This is a genomic window from Oligoflexus tunisiensis (assembly GCF_001748245.1).
GTDB lineage: Bacteria > Bdellovibrionota_B > Oligoflexia > Oligoflexales > Oligoflexaceae > Oligoflexus > Oligoflexus tunisiensis.
Genome location: NZ_BDFO01000001.1, coordinates 7,518,319 through 7,535,918 on the forward strand (window position 1 = coordinate 7,518,319; position 17,600 = coordinate 7,535,918).

A 17,600-nucleotide genomic window follows, 5' to 3' on the forward strand; every position below is an offset into this window, starting at 1 on the left:
GCCTGGTCCGCATCATTTTCATGACAGGACGCTGCAGGGTGATACGAGCAGGGGTGCAACGTTCCGGATACTTTGCGAACGGAAGCACAAAAGCAAAATTTTCTCCGAGTTAAGCGAAAAGCGTCACTTTTTTCTTAAGATCGAAGTTCAACCGACGATGGCATTCATTGAATTGAATTTTACATCGGAGTGGCTCTATGGAGATTCTCAAAAAAAACAGATTTTCCACAGTGTGTACAGGCCTCCTGGCTCTGTTACTGCTGAGCTGTGGGGAAAAATCCGACGATAAAAGCGCGAAGAGTGGAGGCGGTGGAGAATCTGAAGTCGCAAACCTCGTCTTCGGGGATGCCGCGCTCGTCGCCAGCGATCTTTCCCAGGCGGCGTTAGCGGACGCTGCCGGCGTCGTTGCGGATTGTGCTTTCCAGGCCGACATCTACCGCGGGGAAGGAAGCTGTACGACACCGAACTCTTTCGTCGCCTATACGGGGGTTCTCACGGCTTTATCAGAAACAGGAAGCACTCCTGACGAGGCGCGCCTGGCATCAACCTTTAACTATCATGTCTCGGCCAATGGATCCATCCAGCAGGGCCTGGAGATCGACTTCGCCAGTGGAACAAGCTTTTCCGCCTACAATGAGCTATGGGCGCAATACGAAATCAAGGATACCTATAAATATGCAGGTCTCAGCCTCGCTTACGAGAAGATAAAATTTCAGGTCAAGGATAAGTTCGTCACCATGTTCCTGGCCGCCTATTCCCAGCCCTTCGTTCAATGGGAAGAGGTCTTTGACGGCTGCAGCATCTCGGAAACCGATAAGACGCAGTCCCGCTACTCGGATGCCGACCTTCTGCCCGGCATGACCTTCGAGCGCGGAGACTACCTCTTCTGCGTGAAAGACAATGACGCCGATGTCTGTGCCGCCGAAGACTATAAGTGGCTTGACCTCGACTCGAATCAATTGGTTGCCACAAGGCCCACCAATCCGCGCGTTCACCAATTCCTCGTCAACGACGAACCGACCTGCTCCACGGAAGGCGGGAATCGACATAATCCAAGCTGGTCGCCTATCCGATTGGGTGCCACCTTTGATAAGACCTTCCAGCTCTATGCTGACTTCTCGCACGGCAACAACAGCGTCCAGTGGAAAGACTCGATGGAGCCCTTCGTCGAGGAAGCCACCGAACCCAAAACTGGCGAATTCGTGGAGCCCTGGTTGATCTACTATCACAAGGAAGAGGGAGCCAGCGAAGTGACCTCCGGCACGGATTTGGACATGACCTTCGACTTCGGCAGCCAGGATCTCATTTACTTCGATGGTCTGCGGGCGAGCGATGTCGATTCATCTACACTGGAAGCGGTGCTGGCCAAGGCCTATGCCCGGCACGACTGGTATTTCCAGAAAAAAGGGGAGGACAATATCGTCGGCTTTGAAATGAAGGATTATGCCATTCTGAGCGTCAAGGCAACGATCACCGTCTCAGGTGGCACGGAAAAGCCGGAAGAATAACAGCGATGGGAGAAGCGGCTCCACACTAGTTCAGGTGAAACCTGACGCCAAAATTCAAGGATCCGCTTCCCATCGTATACCCATAGTCCTTGCCCTTGAGGACTTTCAGCTTCGTTTCGAAGCCCCCGCCCAGCGCTTGTCCACGCGCATCTTCCCATAAGTGAGCTTGGGACCGCCTCCGACCCGAAGAATAATCCATGGCAGGTAAGGAATCGTCAGGCCGGCCTGAGCGTAGAGCGAGGGCTGTATTCCCAGGATCGAAAGGTCGATCGCCACAGGGGCTTCGCGCATGATGATGTTCCCGTCGGCGTCCACGGAATAGGCTGAATTCGTGTTCCTGGAAAGGTCCGTCGACAGGGTTTGAAAGTCCAGAGGCAGAGTCACGCCCCAATCAAGATCAAAGACCTTCAGATAGAATTTGCTGCGGACCGGCTTTTGCAGAAAGAGGCCGGCGCTGGTGTTGACGGCGCCCATATGCTCGCTGGTCGTGTAGTATGTCTCGGCCGTCTGCCCCGAATCCGTCTCCCGGCAAACATGCTTCTCGAACTTCACGCTGCCAAAGCCCTGCGAGCTATAGATGTCGAGGCCGGGCCGCAGGGACGCTTTCCTGGCAAAGCCCGACGAGGAGATGAGGCACGAGACAAGAAACGCCCCCTGCAAGACAGCGAAACTTCATCGCAACCCTCTCGCACTATGAATCATCTGCTTAATTTAGCATAACTCGACAGAGGGCCAATCGCTCCGAGATGGTCACGACCTTGGGGGATATCGTAAAGGCTGCTCACTTTTTTTGGGGACGGCCTGCGCGCTCCTGCTCGTCAGGAGGATAGGGACAGTGGCGACAGCCACTGCCGCAGCAATAACCGCGTTTGAGAAGGTAGGTAGCGGTGAAAACCAAATAGCCCGTGGCCGGGTCGATCGTGTAATCGACCCCTTCCACGAGCGGTTTTTTCGGTGATTCGGACAAGGTCAGAATCCGGCTTTCAGGCCCGGGCCGCCGGTTTTATCGGTCGGCTGCGGTGGAATCGGGCGGCATGGATCCTCGGGGTAATCCCCGTTGAAGCAACCATAGCAGTAGTTATTGCAGTTGTTCGAACCAAGAGCCTCCCGCAAACCTTTGGTGCTGAGGAAGGCCAGCGTATCGGCTCCGATGAAATCACGGATCTCCTCGACATTCCGTTGCGCCGCCAGCAGCTGACCGCGCTCAGGCGTATCCACTCCAAAGTAACAGGAGTGCGTGATCGGCGGTGAACCCAGGCGCATGTGAATTTCCTTCGCACCGGCCTTGCGGATCATGCGCAGAATTTTCACCGACGTGGTTCCGCGCACGAGGCTGTCATCGACCACGATCACGCGTTTATCGCGCAGCGAGGAGCCCACCGGATTCAGCTTCAATTTCACCCCAAAGTCACGGATCGATTGCGAAGGCTCGATAAAAGTCCGGCCCACATAGTGGTTCCGCACCAGTCCGAGTTCCAAAGGCAATCCGGCCTCGGCCGCATAACCGAGCGCCATCGGCACGCCCGAGTCAGGCACCGCGATCACGACATCCGCCTCCACATGCGCCTCACGGGCCAGGATGGCACCCATCTTCTTCCGAAGATTATAGATCTCTTCACCAAAGATCTGCGAATCGGGTCGCGCAAAGTAAATCGGTTCGAACGAACAGAAAGCCTTCCGCGGACTTTGAACGGGGAAATAGGATTTGGCAAAACCATCCGGGAAAATCTCAACAATTTCACCCGGCGCGATCTCACGTTCAATATCGGCATCGATCAATTCCAAAGCACAGGTTTCACTGGCGACGACCACAGCGGGACCGCGGCGGCCCATCACGAGGGGCCGGAAACCATAGGGATCACGCAAAGCAAAGAGCCGATCCTTGGTCAGGAGCACCAGGGAATAGGCCCCTTTCACCTTTTTCATCGCTTCCACGATGCGATCGAGCAGCTGATCCTTGTCACTCCGGGCAATCAGATGCATGAAAACTTCGGTATCTGAAGTCGATTGAAAGATACTGCCATGGGCTTCCAGTTCCTGACGCAGCTGGTCGGCGTTGGTGAGATTGCCGTTATGAGCAATGGCCACCGGCCCCAGCTGGGTTTTGAACGAGAAGGGCTGAATATTCTGCACCATGCGACTCGCGCCGCTGGTGGAATAGCGGTTGTGGCCGATGCCGGTGCTGCCGTCGAGCTTGGCCAGGATATCCTTGGTAAAGCCATCGCCCACGAGGCCAAAGGCCTTGTGACCGTGGAATTCACCCTGTGGATCCATGGTCACAATCCCCGCGGCTTCCTGCCCGCGATGCTGCAGGGCATAAAGTCCGAGATAAATCAGCTTCGCAGCCTCGGGATCGCCCATCACACCGACGACACCGCATTCTTCACGAAAGCCTGCCATAAACGTAGTTTCCTCTGTTGCAATCGGCTCTTCAAATATCCAGGGACGCTTCTGAAGCGGACTTCAGCTGCTGTCTTCCTATCACCTGACCATCAAACTTGATATCTTGACCTGGAGTGGCGCGGGCCAGCTCCACGAGTTCTGAATGTTGAAGAGTCCTGTTGAGCGCAGTCACATCCAGGGTGGATGAACTGGCCAGAATATAGGTCCCGCTGCTTTCGCCAAACCAGGTGGACATCGCATCAGCGGGGGTGGATCTCAACAATACATCCAAACCTAACTTTTCGGAAGCCAAAGTCATTTTCGTTAAACTTGTCAAAACACCACCCGCGCCCACATCACGTGCGGCACGGAGCTGATTTTTGTTCATCAGTTCACGAATCAGCCCTGCAGCCTCTCTTTCCTGCTGCCAGTTCACAGGGGGAATGCTTTCGGTCGTACTGTCCACGCCAAGAACCTTGGTGACGAGCGAGCCACCCAGAACCGGCGCCGAACCTTTGGGTTTCAGAAGATAGAGCGTGGCCGATTCGCTCAAGACAGCCGGCAGACCCTTACGAACGTCGCTATGTTTGCCAATCATCCCGATCATCGGCGTCGGGGCAATGCTCACGCCGTCCGTCTGGTTGTAAAGGCTCACATTACCGCTCACGACCGGCGTACCAAGCTCACGGCAGGCCAGCCCAATCCCATCCACACCAGCCACGATTTGGCCCATGATTTCCGGGTCCTCGGGGTTGCCGTAGTTGAGGCAATCGGTGACGGCCAACGGTTCAGCTCCCGTCGCCGCGATGGAGCGGTAGCATTTCAGAACAGCATGCGCGGCGCCGAGCATCGGGTCCTGCGCGCAGTAGCGCTCATTACAGGCAGCGGCCACCGCAAGGCCGAGATGAGTTTCCCGCGGATCCGCCCAGTCCGATCGAATCCAGAGGAGACCCGCACCCTGCTGCTCAGGACCGAGGATGGTTTTGGTGCCGATATGATGATCGTACTGACGATAGATGCGGTCCTTGTCGCCATCCTCCTCGATCATTTTCACGAGAAGATCCGTGGCCTTGATCCCAGCCAGTTTCTGCCGAAGCGCCGTGTCCTGGCTGTAGCTGCGTTTCGGGGGGTTAAAAGGTCTCTCATAACGCGGCGCGCTCTCCGCGAGTGGCGCCACCGGAACATCGACTTCCAACACACCGTTTTTCACGATTTGCATGCGGCCGGTATCAGTCACCACACCGATCACGGCATAAGCGAGTTCCCATTTTTTCAGGCAGTCCTGCAAAGCGGGCCATTTCGCGGGTTCCACACACATCAGCATGCGTTCCTGCGACTCCGAAAGCAGAAGCTCATAGGCGCTCATGTTCTGCGCCCGGGTCGGCACATAGTCGAGGTTCATATAAAGACCGTTGCCGGCGCGATCGGCCATCTCAAAGGACGAGGACGTCAGCCCCGCCGCACCCATATCCTGAAGGCCAACCACAAGGCCTTTTTCCAGCACTTCGAGGGTCGCTTCCAAAACCAGTTTTTCCGCAAAAGGGTCGCCGACCTGAACGGTGGAACGCTCTCCGGAAGCCTCGCTTGAGAAGCTATCGGAAGCCATCGAGGCTCCGTGGATTCCATCACGGCCGGTGGCCGAGCCCACGTAGACCACAAGGTTGTGTTGTCCCGAGGCAAAGCCCTTGAAGATGCGGTCCTCGTGAATCAGACCCACCGTCATGGCGTTTACCAGGATATTGCCGTTATAGGTTTTATCAAAGGAGACCGAACCGGCCACCGTGGGAATGCCCACGCAGTTGCCGTAATCGCCGATGCCTTTCACAACGTTTTCGAAGAGATAGTGCGTCCTTGGATGCTTCCGCTCCCCGAAGCGCAGTGCGTTGAGGTTGGCCACAGGACGTGCGCCCATGCAGAAGACATCGCGCAGGATCCCGCCCACACCGGTCGCGGCCCCTTGATAGGGCTCGATATAACTCGGGTGATTGTGGCTTTCCATCTTGAAGGCCGCGCAGAGTTTTTGGGACAAACGCACCACGCCGGCGTTTTCCCCGGGACCGACCACCACGTTTTCGCCTTCGGTCGGGAGCTTGCGCAGATGGACCTTGGAGGATTTATAGGAGCAGTGCTCGCTCCACATCGCGGAGAAGACGCCGAGTTCCGAGAGGGTTGGAGCCCGTCCGACGATAGTCCGCAGGGTTTTATATTCGGAATCGTTGATCTTATGTTTTTTCAAGAGAGGTTTGAACGCCTCACCCTCTTCCGCAATGAGCTGAGCGCGCGGGTTCTTGGAGAGTTGAGAAAGCTGTCCGAGGAGTTCTTTTTGCATTACGTTTGGCTCCTAAAGGAACAAAAAAAGGCCCTGACCGGGCCTTGATTTTCATGACTCGTCTACAGGACGGTCGCCAGGAAGGCTTCGAGTATGGGCTGCCCATCCTGGCTGCCAAGCAGCACATCCGAGGCCCGCTCGGGATGCGGCATCATACCCAGTATGCGCCCGTTTTCACTGACGATGCCCGCGATATTCGCCACCGCGCCGTTGGGTGCGGTGGAGTCATTCACGTTACCCTGCTCATCGGCGTATTGGAAAAGGATCTGGCCTTTGTCCTGCAGCGTCTTGAGCTGGTCGGCAGGAACAAAGTAACGACCTTCACCATGGGCGATGGGCACCTTGTAGAGTCGCCCTTGCAGACGCTGATGATAGCCACTGTTTCCAGGCGCCACTTTCAGGTATGCATACTGGCAAATAAAAGTCTGGCTGGCATTCTTCAAAAGCGTGCCAGGCAAAAGTTGTGATTCTGTCAGGACCTGAAATCCGTTACAGATTCCAATGATCGGTCCGCCTTTCGCTGCAAAGGTCTTCACTGCATCCATGATCGGACTGCAACTGGCCAGGGCACCGCCGCGCAGATAGTCGCCATAGCTGAACCCGCCGGGAAGGATGACGCCATCCAAAGCAGGAAGCTCGTGGGCTTCATGCCACACGAGCTGAATGTCGATATCGAAGAGACGTTTAAAGGCGTCGACGCAGTCGGCGTCGCAGTTGGAGCCAGGGAATTGAATAAGACCGATGCGAGGTTGTCCGAGCTTACTCACACGAGTCATGGCTTAGAGCTTCCTGCACTTGAAGGTTTCAGACACCGGATTCGCGAGGTGCTCAGCAGCAAGCTTTTGCACCAGTTCCAGGTTGCTGGCTTCGTCGCCATCCAGGTCCAGCAAAAAACGCTTGGAGACTTTAACAGCCTTGAGCTGTGTGGCCCCAAGACGTGCCAGAGTTTGTTGAATCGCACGGCCCTGGGTGTCCAGGACCTCCTCCTTCAGCTCCACCACGACTTCGTACATCATTCTTTTCCCACCTCTGATTCTTCATGGGTTAGGCTGGCCTTGAGGTAATCCCGATTCATTTGCGCGATGAATTTCACACTGATCGATTTCGGACAAGCCGCTTCGCATTCAAAATAGTTGGTGCAATTACCAAAGCCTTCAGCATCCATCCGATTTACCATGTTCAAAACACGTCGCTTACGTTCGGGTTGGCCTTGAGGCAAATTCGCCAAATGTGAAACTTTCGCGGCGACAAATAGCATTGCTGAAGCATTCTTGCAAGCAGCAACACAGGCCCCACATGCAATACATTCCGCCGCATCCATCGCCAGATCGGCCTTCTCTTTAGGCACCGGAATGGCGTTGGCATCGGGGACGCCGCCTGTGTTCACCGATACGAAGCCGCCCGCCGCAATGATGCGATCGAACGCGCCACGATCCACGACAAGATCCTTAAGCACCGGAAATCCTTTGGCTCTCCAAGGCTCGATATAAATCTTGTCGCCGTTTTTAAATTTCCGCATATGGAGCTGGCAGGTTGTTGTGCCTTTTTGGCCGCCATGAGCCTTGCCATTGATCACCATCGAGCACATGCCGCAAATGCCTTCGCGACAGTCATGGTCGAAAGCGATGGGATCCTCGCCCTTGCTGACCAGGTCCTCGTTGACCTGATCCATCATTTCCAGAAACGAACTGTCCGGCGAGACGTTTTTCGCCTGATATTGCATCATTTTGCCGGGATCCTGGGGGTTTTTTTGGCGCCAGACATGCAATTCAAGATCCATTATTTGTAACTCCTCGTAGCGAGTTTGATGTTTTCGTAGACCAGGGGTTCAATGTGCCGGGCAGGCTGGACACCTGCTCCCTTGTACTCCCAGACGGCCACATGCGCGAAATTTTCATCATCGCGTTTGGCTTCGCCGTCTTCCGTCTGATGTTCTTCACGGAAGTGGCCACCACAGGATTCTTCGCGGATCAAGGCATCGCGACACATCAGCTCAGCATGCTCGATAAAGTCGGCCACGCGACCGGCTTTTTCGAGTTCCTGGTTGAGATCCTCGCCACTGCCCGGGACGCGCAGGTTTTTCCAGAATTCCTCGCGGATTTCCGGGATCCTTTTCAGCGCCTGTTCCAGGCCGGCCTTGTTACGGGCCATACCGCACTTATCCCACATCAAAAGACCCAGTTCCTTGTGGAAGGAATCGGCCGAACGCGTGCCGTTGATCGAAAGGAGGCGCTTCAGGTTCGCCTGCACTTCGTTCATCACCTGCTGCGCTTCGGGCCCATCCGTTGCCACCTTGTTGAACTTGTTCGACGCAAAGTAATCACCGATAGTGGCCGGCAGCACAAAGTATCCGTCCGCAAGGCCCTGCATCAAAGCACTGGCCCCAAGGCGGTTGGCGCCGTGGTCGGAGAAATTCGCTTCGCCGAGCACATAAAGACCGGGGATGGTGCTCATGAGGTTATAGTCCACCCAGAGCCCACCCATTGTATAGTGAACCGCCGGGTAAATTCGCATGGGAACCTTGTAGGGATCCTCGGCCGTGATTTTTTCATACATCGCGAAGAGGTTGCCGTAACGCTGGCGAATCACGTTTTCGCCTTCGCGTTTGATCGCATCGCGGAAGTCGAGGTACACGCCTTTGCCGCCAGGACCTATGCCGTGACCCGCATCGCAAGCTTCCTTGGCACTACGCGAGGCAATATCACGCGGCGACAGGTTCCCGAAGCTTGGATATTTGCGTTCGAGGTAGTAATCGCGTTCCTCTTCCGGGATATCGCCCGGCGCCCGGGTGTCGCCTTTTTTCTTGGGCGCCCAGACGCGGCCGTCGTTCCGCAGGGATTCGGACATCAGCGTGAGTTTCGACTGGTGATCACCGGACACCGGAATACAGGTCGGGTGAATCTGCGTGTAGCAAGGGTTGGCGAAGCCGGCGCCGCGTTTCCAGGCGCGGTGCGTGGCGGTCACGTTACAGCCCTTGGCATTGGTCGAGAGATAAAAGACGTTCCCGTAGCCGCCGGTGCAAAGCGCAACCGCTTCGCCCATCACGGTCGAGATTTTTCCCGTCACCATATCGCGCACTACGATCCCGCGCGCCCGGCCTTCGACCAGAACGAGATCCAGCATCTCCGTTCGGGTATACATCTTCACGCGTCCAAGGCCGATCTGCCTTTCCAGGGCCGCATAGGCTCCCAGGAGAAGCTGCTGACCGGTTTGACCCCGGGCATAGAAGGTCCGCGACACCTGAGCGCCACCGAAGGAGCGGTTGTCGAGCAGACCACCGTATTCACGCGCGAAGGGCACGCCCTGCGCCACGCACTGGTCGATGATGTTCACGCTGACTTCGGCCAGACGATAGACGTTGCCTTCCCGGGAGCGGAAGTCACCGCCTTTCACCGTGTCGTAGAAGAGGCGGTGCACGGAGTCACCGTCGTTTTTATAGTTTTTGGCCGCATTGATACCGCCCTGAGCGGCGATACTGTGTGCGCGGCGTGGGCTGTCCTGATAACAGTAGCAGGAAACCTGGTAGCCCATCTCAGCAAGGGTGGCCGCGGCCGAGGCCCCAGCGAGACCGGAACCGACCACGATCACATGATATTTACGGCGGTTGGCAGGGTTGACCAACTTCATTTCAAAGCGGTGTTTGCTCCATTTTTCCGCAAGAGGACCGCTTGGAATTTTGGCATCCAATTTCATATCTTTCGTGCTCCTCGATGTCTGCGTTTACCGAATGATTCCTGCAAGAACGGCCAATGGAATGGTGGCACCGGCCAGCGTCACAACCCAGCCGACCAGCGGCATGATTTTGCGGAAGAAGAGATTGTACTTGCTGTGGTTGATGCCAAGGGACTGAAACATACTCGAAAGACCGTGGCTCAAATGGTAACCGAGCACAAGCATGGCGGCGACATACGTAATGGCGATCACGGGCTGACTGAAGCCGGCCACCGTCATCGTATAAACATCATCCCGGCCTTGATTGTCGATGTAAGGACCGGCGTAATTCACAATCCTGAACGTATAATGAGCCAGATGATAAAGAACGAAGAGCAGGACAATGGTTCCCGTCATAGCCATGGTACGCGAGGCCAGGGAGGCCTGAAACGTATCTTCCATGACATAGGCCCGTGGTCGCGCCGCCTTGTTGCGAGCCGTCAGGCTATAGGCGGTGTACACGTGCAAAACGAAGAAGAGCAGAATTCCACCCCGGGCGATCCAGAGCAGACCGTAAGGCAGTTCACGCAGACCGACTGCGTAGCTATTCATCGCGTCCTGACCGAAGTACAGGAGCAGGTTGCCTCCTATGTGACCAATAAGGAAGGCGAACAGGCCTGCGCCCGTCACGGCCATCACATACTTGGCACCTAGTGAGGACTTCATGAGACGAACGATCCAACTCATAGATCTCTCCACGGGAAATTCTGACAATTGCAGGGGAGCAAATGGTGCTCCATCCAGGCAAGCTATGAACTTAACCCGGACTTTCTTATAACAATGGAGAGGGTTTTTCCATGAAAAAGGCCGGAATTCCGGCAGCGCAAGCCGTCGAGCTTCGGCTGAGTGAGGCGCCGCCGTCAGGCTTTAGGACGGAGATTCGCTGACCGGGCCAACCCGCACAACGACCTGCTCCTGGGCCACCAGAAGACGTCGCGCGACATTTTGCACGGCGGCGCGATCCACTTCATGCAGGCGATTCGCGTAGTTCTCAAAATCGTCGTAGCCAAGACCATAGAGTTCCATCAGAGCCATCGACATGGCCTGGGCATCGCCGCGCTGCATATCGGATTCATGTCCGCCAATGAGATAGTTGCGGGCGCGGTCGATCTCGTCCTGACTGACACCGTTCTGACAAATGTCATTCCATACGTTGCGAATGCCAATTTCGGCGTCTTTGAGTTTATGCGGCGAGCAGGCCATATAGGCTCCGAAGATGCCGCGGTGGCAACCATAGGAATGCAAAGGCGCTACGGAATAGGCCAGGCTCTGTTCATCGCGCAGCTTGACAAAGAAACGGCCGCCGCTGCCACCCAGCACATTGCCCAGGACATCCAGGGCATAGCGATCCTTATCGTTCCAATTAAGGCCCAGCGTTCCCATCACAAGGTGCACCTGCTCACGATCCTTGGACAGATGCACCGCCTGCGCCTTGACCCCGGCGGGCAGCGCCTGCACGATATTCGTCGGACGTTCGATGGGCCGGTGCAAAGGCTGAAGCAAACGCTCCATCATGCGGGCCATGGGTTCAAACGGCAGGCGACCGACGGCACTGATAATCCAGTGCGAGCGATCACGGATGGCGTTGAATTCCTCCAGCAACGCATCACAGCTGAAACCCTTGACCGCTTCCTCGGAACCCCAGACGGGCTTGGCATAAGGATGTTTGCCATAAACCTCCTGCTGGAAGCGGCGCATGGCAAGCGCGGACGGGGAATCCTTTTCCGCCTGGATATTGTCGAAGACTTCCATCTGCGCGGTCTGCAGCTGCATATCGGGGAAACGTGGATCCAGTATGGCTTCCGCCCAAAGCGGCAGAAGATCCTCGACCTGCTCCGAGAGGCATTGGAATTTGACGCCAATCGTATCCTTGCCCGAGAATCCACCCAGCACCGCCCCCTGACCTTCCAGGCGACGCAGCATATCCGCATAATTATGGGTGGCGGTGGCGGAACCTAAAAGATCCGCAAGAATGTGATACATACCGGCCTGATCCGGAGTTTCACTGCGCAGGCCACCGGAGCAGACAGCGGTAATATTCATCAGATCATTGTGATTCTGCTGCTTATAGATGAAGGTCACCTGCGGGGTGATCTTCGCAACATGGATGGCCCGGGTCGCCTGTTTTCCGCTGGCGCCCGCTGCGGCGGCCGGAGCCTTGAAGCCCTTCAGGACAGCCTTGCGGACATCATCCGCACTGATCCGGCTGTCCTTGGGCAAAACACAGGCCATGATGCAGGAGTCCTCGCGGATCCAGCGTTGCACCGCCTGCTCCACTTCATAGGTATTCAGACGGTTGATTTGCGCCTCGACCACGTAGTCGTGCAAAAGATCATGGGGCGTTTGCAGGGCATGCCCCAGCGAGCGGGCCTGACCGGAAACGGTTTCCTCGGAATAAATGCGATCCGCCTTGGCATTGGCACGAGCGCGTTCGAGTTCCTCCCGCGTGACCGGCTCTTCATATTTCAAGCGGGCCAGCTCGGTGCCGAGCGCCGTCACGCATTCCAGATAACTCTCCGCATGCGGCATGGCGCTGAGTTCAAAGACGCCGCCAAAACTCGGAGCGTAAACCGAAGCGCCGACCACGCTGGTCAGCTGCTGCTCATCACGCACCCGTCGGTGCAGACGCGAGGATTCCCCACTGCCGAGCGCAAAGGCGGCCAGATCCAGCGGCAAAAGATCTTCATGCAGGAGGGCCGGAGCCGGGAAGGCGATTTCTATGCGCGGCTGTTCAAAGTCGCCCGTGACGACATGGACCTGGGGCTGGCGGATCTTCGGCAGTTTAAGATCCAGGGTGCGGTCCTTGGCCTTCCCTTGAGCCGAGCCGAAGGCCTTTTGAATATCCTGCACCAGGGACTCGGCATTCACCGCGCCCACGGCCACGACTTTCATGTTATCGGGCTGATACCATTTCTTCATGAAGGCAAAGATCTGTTCGCGCGAATAATTCCTGATGGTTTCTTCAAAACCGATAATGGGCTTGGACGCCGGCGTGCCTTCATAGATGGAGCCAAAAACCTTGCGTCCGAGCATGTAACCCGGGCTGTCCTCGTTGCGCTTGAGCTCCTCGAGAATGACCTCCTTTTCGCGCTCCAGTTCCTCGGGATCAAAGCTGCTATTGAAGATGGAGTCGGCGAGGATATCAATGGCTTCCGCGGCATGAGCCGCCGGCAGGGTCAGATAGAAGACGGTATGTTCAAAGCTGGTGTAGGCATTCATCTCACCGCCCAAAAACTCCACCCGCCGGGAAATTTCCCCGACGGCGAAGCGTTTGGTGCCTTTGAACAGCATATGCTCGATGCAATGGCTGATGCCCTCCTCGCCTTCCTCTTCATGCAGGGATCCCACACCGATCCAGCACTGCAGGGCAAACATTTTAGAAAATTGGTTCTCCTGGATCACGACATCAATGCCATTCTCCAAACGCTTGCGCAGCATGTCGGGCCTCACTTCTGTATTAGATTTTCATCATTACGGACAGGTGCAGAGAACTTTGCCAGTCCTTGGCATCGGAATCATTCTGGCTGGTGGCATAACTGAGCGAAAAATTCTTTTGGTAAAGACCAATCCCGGCACCTGTCACCTCGCGCTCTTCCCCGCGTATGGACCGCCCATAGCCCGCGAAGAGGCGCAGCATATCAAAGGTCTTCACCTGAACGCCGGCCAGGGCCATGCGTTCAGGTCTATCATCGACTGCCGATTGTGCCAGGGCCAGCCCGTCGACAATCGGATTGTTCCATTCCAGATTCACGGAACGATCCCGCTCCCGTACCTCGCCATGCACGGTCACGGTTTGCGTTTTGTCCTCCCAGGCGAGACCCGCCCGGAGGGTTCTGGGCGCCACGTCCGCGATGCGCCGATTGTTGAAGTTTTCAAGCGAGAGACCAAGCCGGACCTGATTGCCCAGCATGGCAATCACCCCCGCGCCCAGGGAAATTCCCTTGTAAACCTCGGGGTTGGCGGGATCGGCCGTATCCTCGGCTTCCACATAATGACCGGAGAAACCTATTGCGAAATAATCAGTGGGAATGGCGATCGCCACCGAGCCCCTCTTGTGGACCGGGGAGTCGCCTTCCACATCCGCGCGATTGCGTTCCTTCAGGTTTTCCGCAAAACCGGTGTATTCAAAACCAGCCACGGCACGGGATGTGATCCCATCAATGATGGAAGCCTTATAAAAAGGACGCCCCTGTGAGGGCCAGTAGTAGCCGGCGCCCACATCGTAGGAGCGATGCAAATAAAGCATGGCGGGATTGAGGCGAATGGCGCCCTGATCGCTGACACTGGCCACACCCGATCCGGCCAGCGCCGCTCCGCTGCCGCTGATGGCTTCGATTTCCTCGGGCAGCGACCAGGCGTTGATGTCCGTGTCATCGGCTGCCTGGAGATTGCTGGTCAGAGCCAGACCATGAAAGACAAGCAATAGACCGGAAACAAGGGGGCTCCGCATGGGCAATTCTCCTGGCGTGAACACGGACAAGACTTACTTTTCAGCCTTGGCCACGGCTGCTTTGGGGGCAGCGGTGATATGGCTTTTTTGAACTTTCAGCGTCGTGTTGGGACCAGCTTCCAAAGTCACGAAGGCATCGGCAATGGCTTTAATACGACCAATGATGCCGCCCGTGGTCACAACTTCGTCGCCGACTTTCAAAGCCGTCAGTAGTGCCTGGTGTTCCTTGGCCTTTTTCTGCTGAGGGCGAATCACCAGGAAATACATAATCACAATAAATGCCAGAGGCATGATGAGAATTTCCAAGGTGCTCGGTTGCGCCGGTTTTGCGCCTTGCGCATAGGCAATGTCCACTAGTGAAAACAACGTCATGATACCTCCCGCGGGTGCTAATCAGAGGCTCCGACTGTACTCGAGGCTTCCGGCATTTGCAACGGAGCAACCGAAAGCTCATAGAGCTGACGGGACTCGATTTTGCAGATTCGAGCGGCGTTGTTTGCGTTCCAAATCCAGAGGCCGAGCACGAGGGGATTGGCGCCAAAAAAGAGCAGAAGCCCCAGGCCTTCCAGCCCATGCGCTATGTATTCAGGATGACGCATGTAGCGATAAGGCCCATGGCTGGTCCGTGGCATGCCAGGGACAAAGATACAGCGCTGCGTCCAAAGGCGACCCAGACTGCGCATCGACCAGATACGGAGCAGCATACTGAGCATCAGAAGGATGAGACCCGGCATGGGTACCGCAGTCCAGCGCCAGGCGCTCGGCAAAAGGAAGTGCGAAAGCCATGCGATCCAGGGCAGCGCCAGCTGAAGCTGATAGTAGCGGCGCATCGGATCGGGTATGAGTTCCTCACCACCTACCACCTTGAGGTAGGCATAATTGTAGCCGTGCACGCGGCGCTCTCCATAGGCGACGAGCGTCGTTGCGATCAAAACGAGCACTGCCGGAAGTTCTGCAGGCAGACTTGCGATGGCGGCTGCCACTCCCTGAACCTCACTCAAAATTATTGACTATTCACAGCATCCTAACACATGGATCACGAGAAACTGAAGAAACTTCCCAGGAATTATGCCATGAAATCCCTACGCGTTTGACCCAGGCATCGAATCCGAGTATGGAATCCGATCGCAAGTCCTCATGTCGAGAGAAGAACATGGTCGATTTTTCGCAGCTTAATCCTGAACAGCACCAGGCCGTTACCCGTATTCAGGGGCCGGTCATGATTATAGCCGGTGCAGGCACCGGCAAAACCCGGGTGATTACCTATCGCATGGCATTTATGTTGAATGCCGGTGTGACGCCGACCGAAATCGTGGCGATGACCTTTACCAACAAGGCCGCGCGCGAAATGAAGGAGCGCCTGACTGAACTGGTGGGGCGCAGTGCCAAAGGTATTATTATAGGAACCTTTCACAGTTTCTGTCTGCGCGTGCTGCGGGAGTTCGCCCACGAAGCGGGCCTCGATTCCCGTTTTTCGCTGGCCGGAACTTCGGATCAGCTCGACCTCGTGCGCAAGGCGATGGAGGAACGCGGCTGGCAGGGCCTTTACCGGCCCGAGGATCTTTTGGCCCGCATCAGCAACGCGAAGAATGCCCTTCTGAGACCGCAGGATGTTTTGCATGCAGATCCCCTGCGGTTTTCCGACAAGGATCCGGCCGTGCTGGCTGCCATCTATGATGTCTATGAACGGCAGCTGAAGCTCAACCGGGTGATCGACTTTGATGACTGCATTTTCAAAACCGCGCTTCTGCTGAAAAACAACGCCGACCTTTGTCAAAGGCTGCAGGCGCGCTGGCGGTATTTTCTGGTCGATGAGTTTCAAGATACCAATTTCGCCCAGCTTTATGTTTTGGAACTTCTGGCGAAAGAGTCGCGCAATATCTGTGTGGTCGGCGATGACGATCAGTCGATCTATAGCTGGCGGGGCGCCCTCGTCGAAACCCTCGACCGCTTCGAGCAGATCTTTCCAGGAACGCTGCTCATCAAGCTCGAACAGAACTACCGCTGCTCGAACGTGATTTTGCATGCCGCGAATACGGTGATCCGTAACAACACCGGTCGCAAGGCGAAGACGCTTTGGAGTTCCTCGCAGAATCAATCGCCCATCACGCTCGCCTCACATGGCGACGACGTGAACGAGGCGAAGTGGATTGCCAAGAAATGTTTCACGCTCCTCGGTCAGGGGTTCAAACCGCGGGATATCGGTATTCTTTATCGGGCCAATGCTCAGGCCAAGGCGGTGGAGATGGCCCTGCGCGAGATGCAGGTTCCTTACAAGGTTTATGGCGGCACGAGTTTTTTCGAACGCAAGGAAGTGAAAGACTTTCTTTGTTACTTTCGCCTTTCGGTCAATCCCGGCGATCGACTTGCCTTCTGGCGGATCATCAATACCCCCGTCCGCGGCATCGGTTTAAAAACCCTCGAGAAAATCGAGGAAGCGGCGAAGACGCATGACAAAAGTCCTCTCGAAGTCCTGCAGCTTGACCTCGTGGATCTCGACAGTCGGGCCCGCAAGGCCACGCATGAATTCGTGGCGGCGATCAGGAGTCTTCACGATACGCCGCTCGTCGACGTGAATGACCTGGAAACCAGGGGCCAGCGGATCATCAAGGAATTTGGTCTTGAGGATGAGATTCGCAACAAGACCACGCATGAAGGCGCCCGGCGCCGCAAGATCGAATCCATGAAGAAGCTGCCGACGTGGATCAAAACCCTCGCCGAACGCCAGGTCGAGGACCGGGGTCAGTTGCAGCTCCTTGATCTTCTGGATCAGCTCAGTCTTGGTGATAATGAAAAAGAGCAGAAAGGCGGCAATGATAATCACGTCTCGCTGATGACCATCCATGCTTCCAAGGGCCTTGAGTTTCCGGTGGTCTTCCTCTGCGGCGTGGAGGAGGATCAGCTGCCCCACAAGAACAGCGTGAGCTCCGATCAGGCCCTGATGGAAGAGCGGCGATTGTTTTATGTGGCGATCACCAGGGCCAAGATCAAATTGCACCTGACCTATGCCCGGGAGCGATTCTCCCAGTTCAAAAAAACGCCAAGAAAGCCGAGTCGTTTCATCGACGAACTGCCGAACAAGGGCGTCGAAACGGAACACGACGCCGAGATGCGCGCGATGATCGATGAGGAACAGAAGAAGGAAATCAATATGAGTCGGCTTTCCAAGCTGAAGGCCGAATTGCGCAGCGGGTTTGCGCGGCGGGATTAGAGCCCGGCC

Annotated in this window: 15 protein-coding genes; 2 read left to right on the forward strand and 13 right to left on the reverse strand. The window is 56.1% G+C overall.

Annotated elements, in window-relative coordinates; translation table 11 throughout:
- The first annotated feature begins 197 nt into the window (after positions 1-197).
- On the forward strand, positions 198-1,508 hold the full coding sequence (locus OLTU_RS31495) for a hypothetical protein (protein WP_141736674.1): 1,311 nt from the start codon (positions 198-200) through the stop codon (positions 1,506-1,508).
- A 105-nt stretch (positions 1,509-1,613) separates the two neighbouring features.
- Here the strand turns inward: OLTU_RS31495 and OLTU_RS31500 are convergent, their stop codons facing one another.
- The 13 genes from OLTU_RS31500 to OLTU_RS31560 all read right to left on the reverse strand — a co-directional run bounded on the left by OLTU_RS31500 (position 1,614) and on the right by OLTU_RS31560 (position 15,363).
- Complete coding sequence (locus OLTU_RS31500; RefSeq protein ID WP_141736675.1) at positions 1,614-2,168, reverse strand: hypothetical protein; 555 nt, start codon at positions 2,166-2,168, stop codon at positions 1,614-1,616.
- A 121-nt stretch (positions 2,169-2,289) separates the two neighbouring features.
- Positions 2,290-2,475 (reverse strand): C1orf53 family protein, encoded by a 186-nt coding sequence (locus OLTU_RS31505; protein WP_141736676.1) that lies wholly within the window; start codon positions 2,473-2,475, stop codon positions 2,290-2,292.
- Between the two features lie 2 nt (positions 2,476-2,477).
- Positions 2,478-3,908, reverse strand: coding sequence for an amidophosphoribosyltransferase (gene purF / locus OLTU_RS31510; protein ID WP_141736677.1), 1,431 nt, complete (start codon positions 3,906-3,908; stop codon positions 2,478-2,480).
- Positions 3,909-3,939: 31 nt separating this feature from the next.
- Positions 3,940-6,219 carry a phosphoribosylformylglycinamidine synthase subunit PurL gene (gene purL, locus OLTU_RS31515; protein WP_141736678.1) on the reverse strand — a complete coding sequence of 760 codons (2,280 nt, stop codon included), beginning with the start codon at positions 6,217-6,219 and terminating at the stop codon, positions 3,940-3,942.
- A gap of 62 nt (positions 6,220-6,281) precedes the next feature.
- Complete coding sequence (purQ, locus tag OLTU_RS31520; RefSeq protein WP_141736679.1) at positions 6,282-6,995, reverse strand: phosphoribosylformylglycinamidine synthase subunit PurQ; 714 nt, start codon at positions 6,993-6,995, stop codon at positions 6,282-6,284.
- A 3-nt stretch (positions 6,996-6,998) separates the two neighbouring features.
- The gene (gene purS / locus OLTU_RS31525; protein ID WP_141736680.1) at positions 6,999-7,235 is read right to left on the reverse strand and encodes a phosphoribosylformylglycinamidine synthase subunit PurS; all 237 of its coding nucleotides are present in this window, start codon (positions 7,233-7,235) and stop codon (positions 6,999-7,001) included.
- Positions 7,232-7,999: a succinate dehydrogenase/fumarate reductase iron-sulfur subunit gene (locus tag OLTU_RS31530; protein WP_141736681.1), complete on the reverse strand. Its 768-nt coding sequence runs from the start codon at positions 7,997-7,999 to the stop codon at positions 7,232-7,234. The genes purS and OLTU_RS31530 overlap by 4 nt, the downstream gene beginning before the upstream one ends.
- Positions 7,999-9,912, reverse strand: a complete 1,914-nt coding sequence (locus OLTU_RS31535) for a fumarate reductase/succinate dehydrogenase flavoprotein subunit (RefSeq protein ID WP_141736682.1) — start codon at positions 9,910-9,912, stop codon at positions 7,999-8,001. Before OLTU_RS31535 ends, OLTU_RS31530 begins: the two co-directional genes overlap by 1 nt.
- Before the next feature lie 27 nt (positions 9,913-9,939).
- Positions 9,940-10,617, reverse strand: a complete 678-nt coding sequence (locus tag OLTU_RS31540) for a succinate dehydrogenase cytochrome b subunit (protein WP_141736683.1) — start codon at positions 10,615-10,617, stop codon at positions 9,940-9,942.
- 180 nt (positions 10,618-10,797) lie between these two features.
- Positions 10,798-13,368, reverse strand: coding sequence for a M16 family metallopeptidase (locus OLTU_RS31545; RefSeq protein WP_141736684.1), 2,571 nt, complete (start codon positions 13,366-13,368; stop codon positions 10,798-10,800).
- A gap of 19 nt (positions 13,369-13,387) precedes the next feature.
- Complete coding sequence (locus OLTU_RS31550) at positions 13,388-14,380, reverse strand: hypothetical protein (RefSeq protein ID WP_141736685.1); 993 nt, start codon at positions 14,378-14,380, stop codon at positions 13,388-13,390.
- A gap of 33 nt (positions 14,381-14,413) precedes the next feature.
- Positions 14,414-14,752, reverse strand: coding sequence for a preprotein translocase subunit YajC (yajC, locus tag OLTU_RS31555; protein WP_141736686.1), 339 nt, complete (start codon positions 14,750-14,752; stop codon positions 14,414-14,416).
- Positions 14,753-14,769: 17 nt separating this feature from the next.
- The gene (locus OLTU_RS31560) at positions 14,770-15,363 is read right to left on the reverse strand and encodes an isoprenylcysteine carboxylmethyltransferase family protein (RefSeq protein WP_141736687.1); all 594 of its coding nucleotides are present in this window, start codon (positions 15,361-15,363) and stop codon (positions 14,770-14,772) included.
- 170 nt (positions 15,364-15,533) lie between these two features.
- On the opposite strand from OLTU_RS31560, the gene OLTU_RS31565 reads away from it, so the two are divergent.
- Positions 15,534-17,591, forward strand: a complete 2,058-nt coding sequence (locus OLTU_RS31565) for an ATP-dependent helicase (RefSeq protein ID WP_176737132.1) — start codon at positions 15,534-15,536, stop codon at positions 17,589-17,591.
- Positions 17,592-17,600 lie beyond the last annotated feature (9 nt).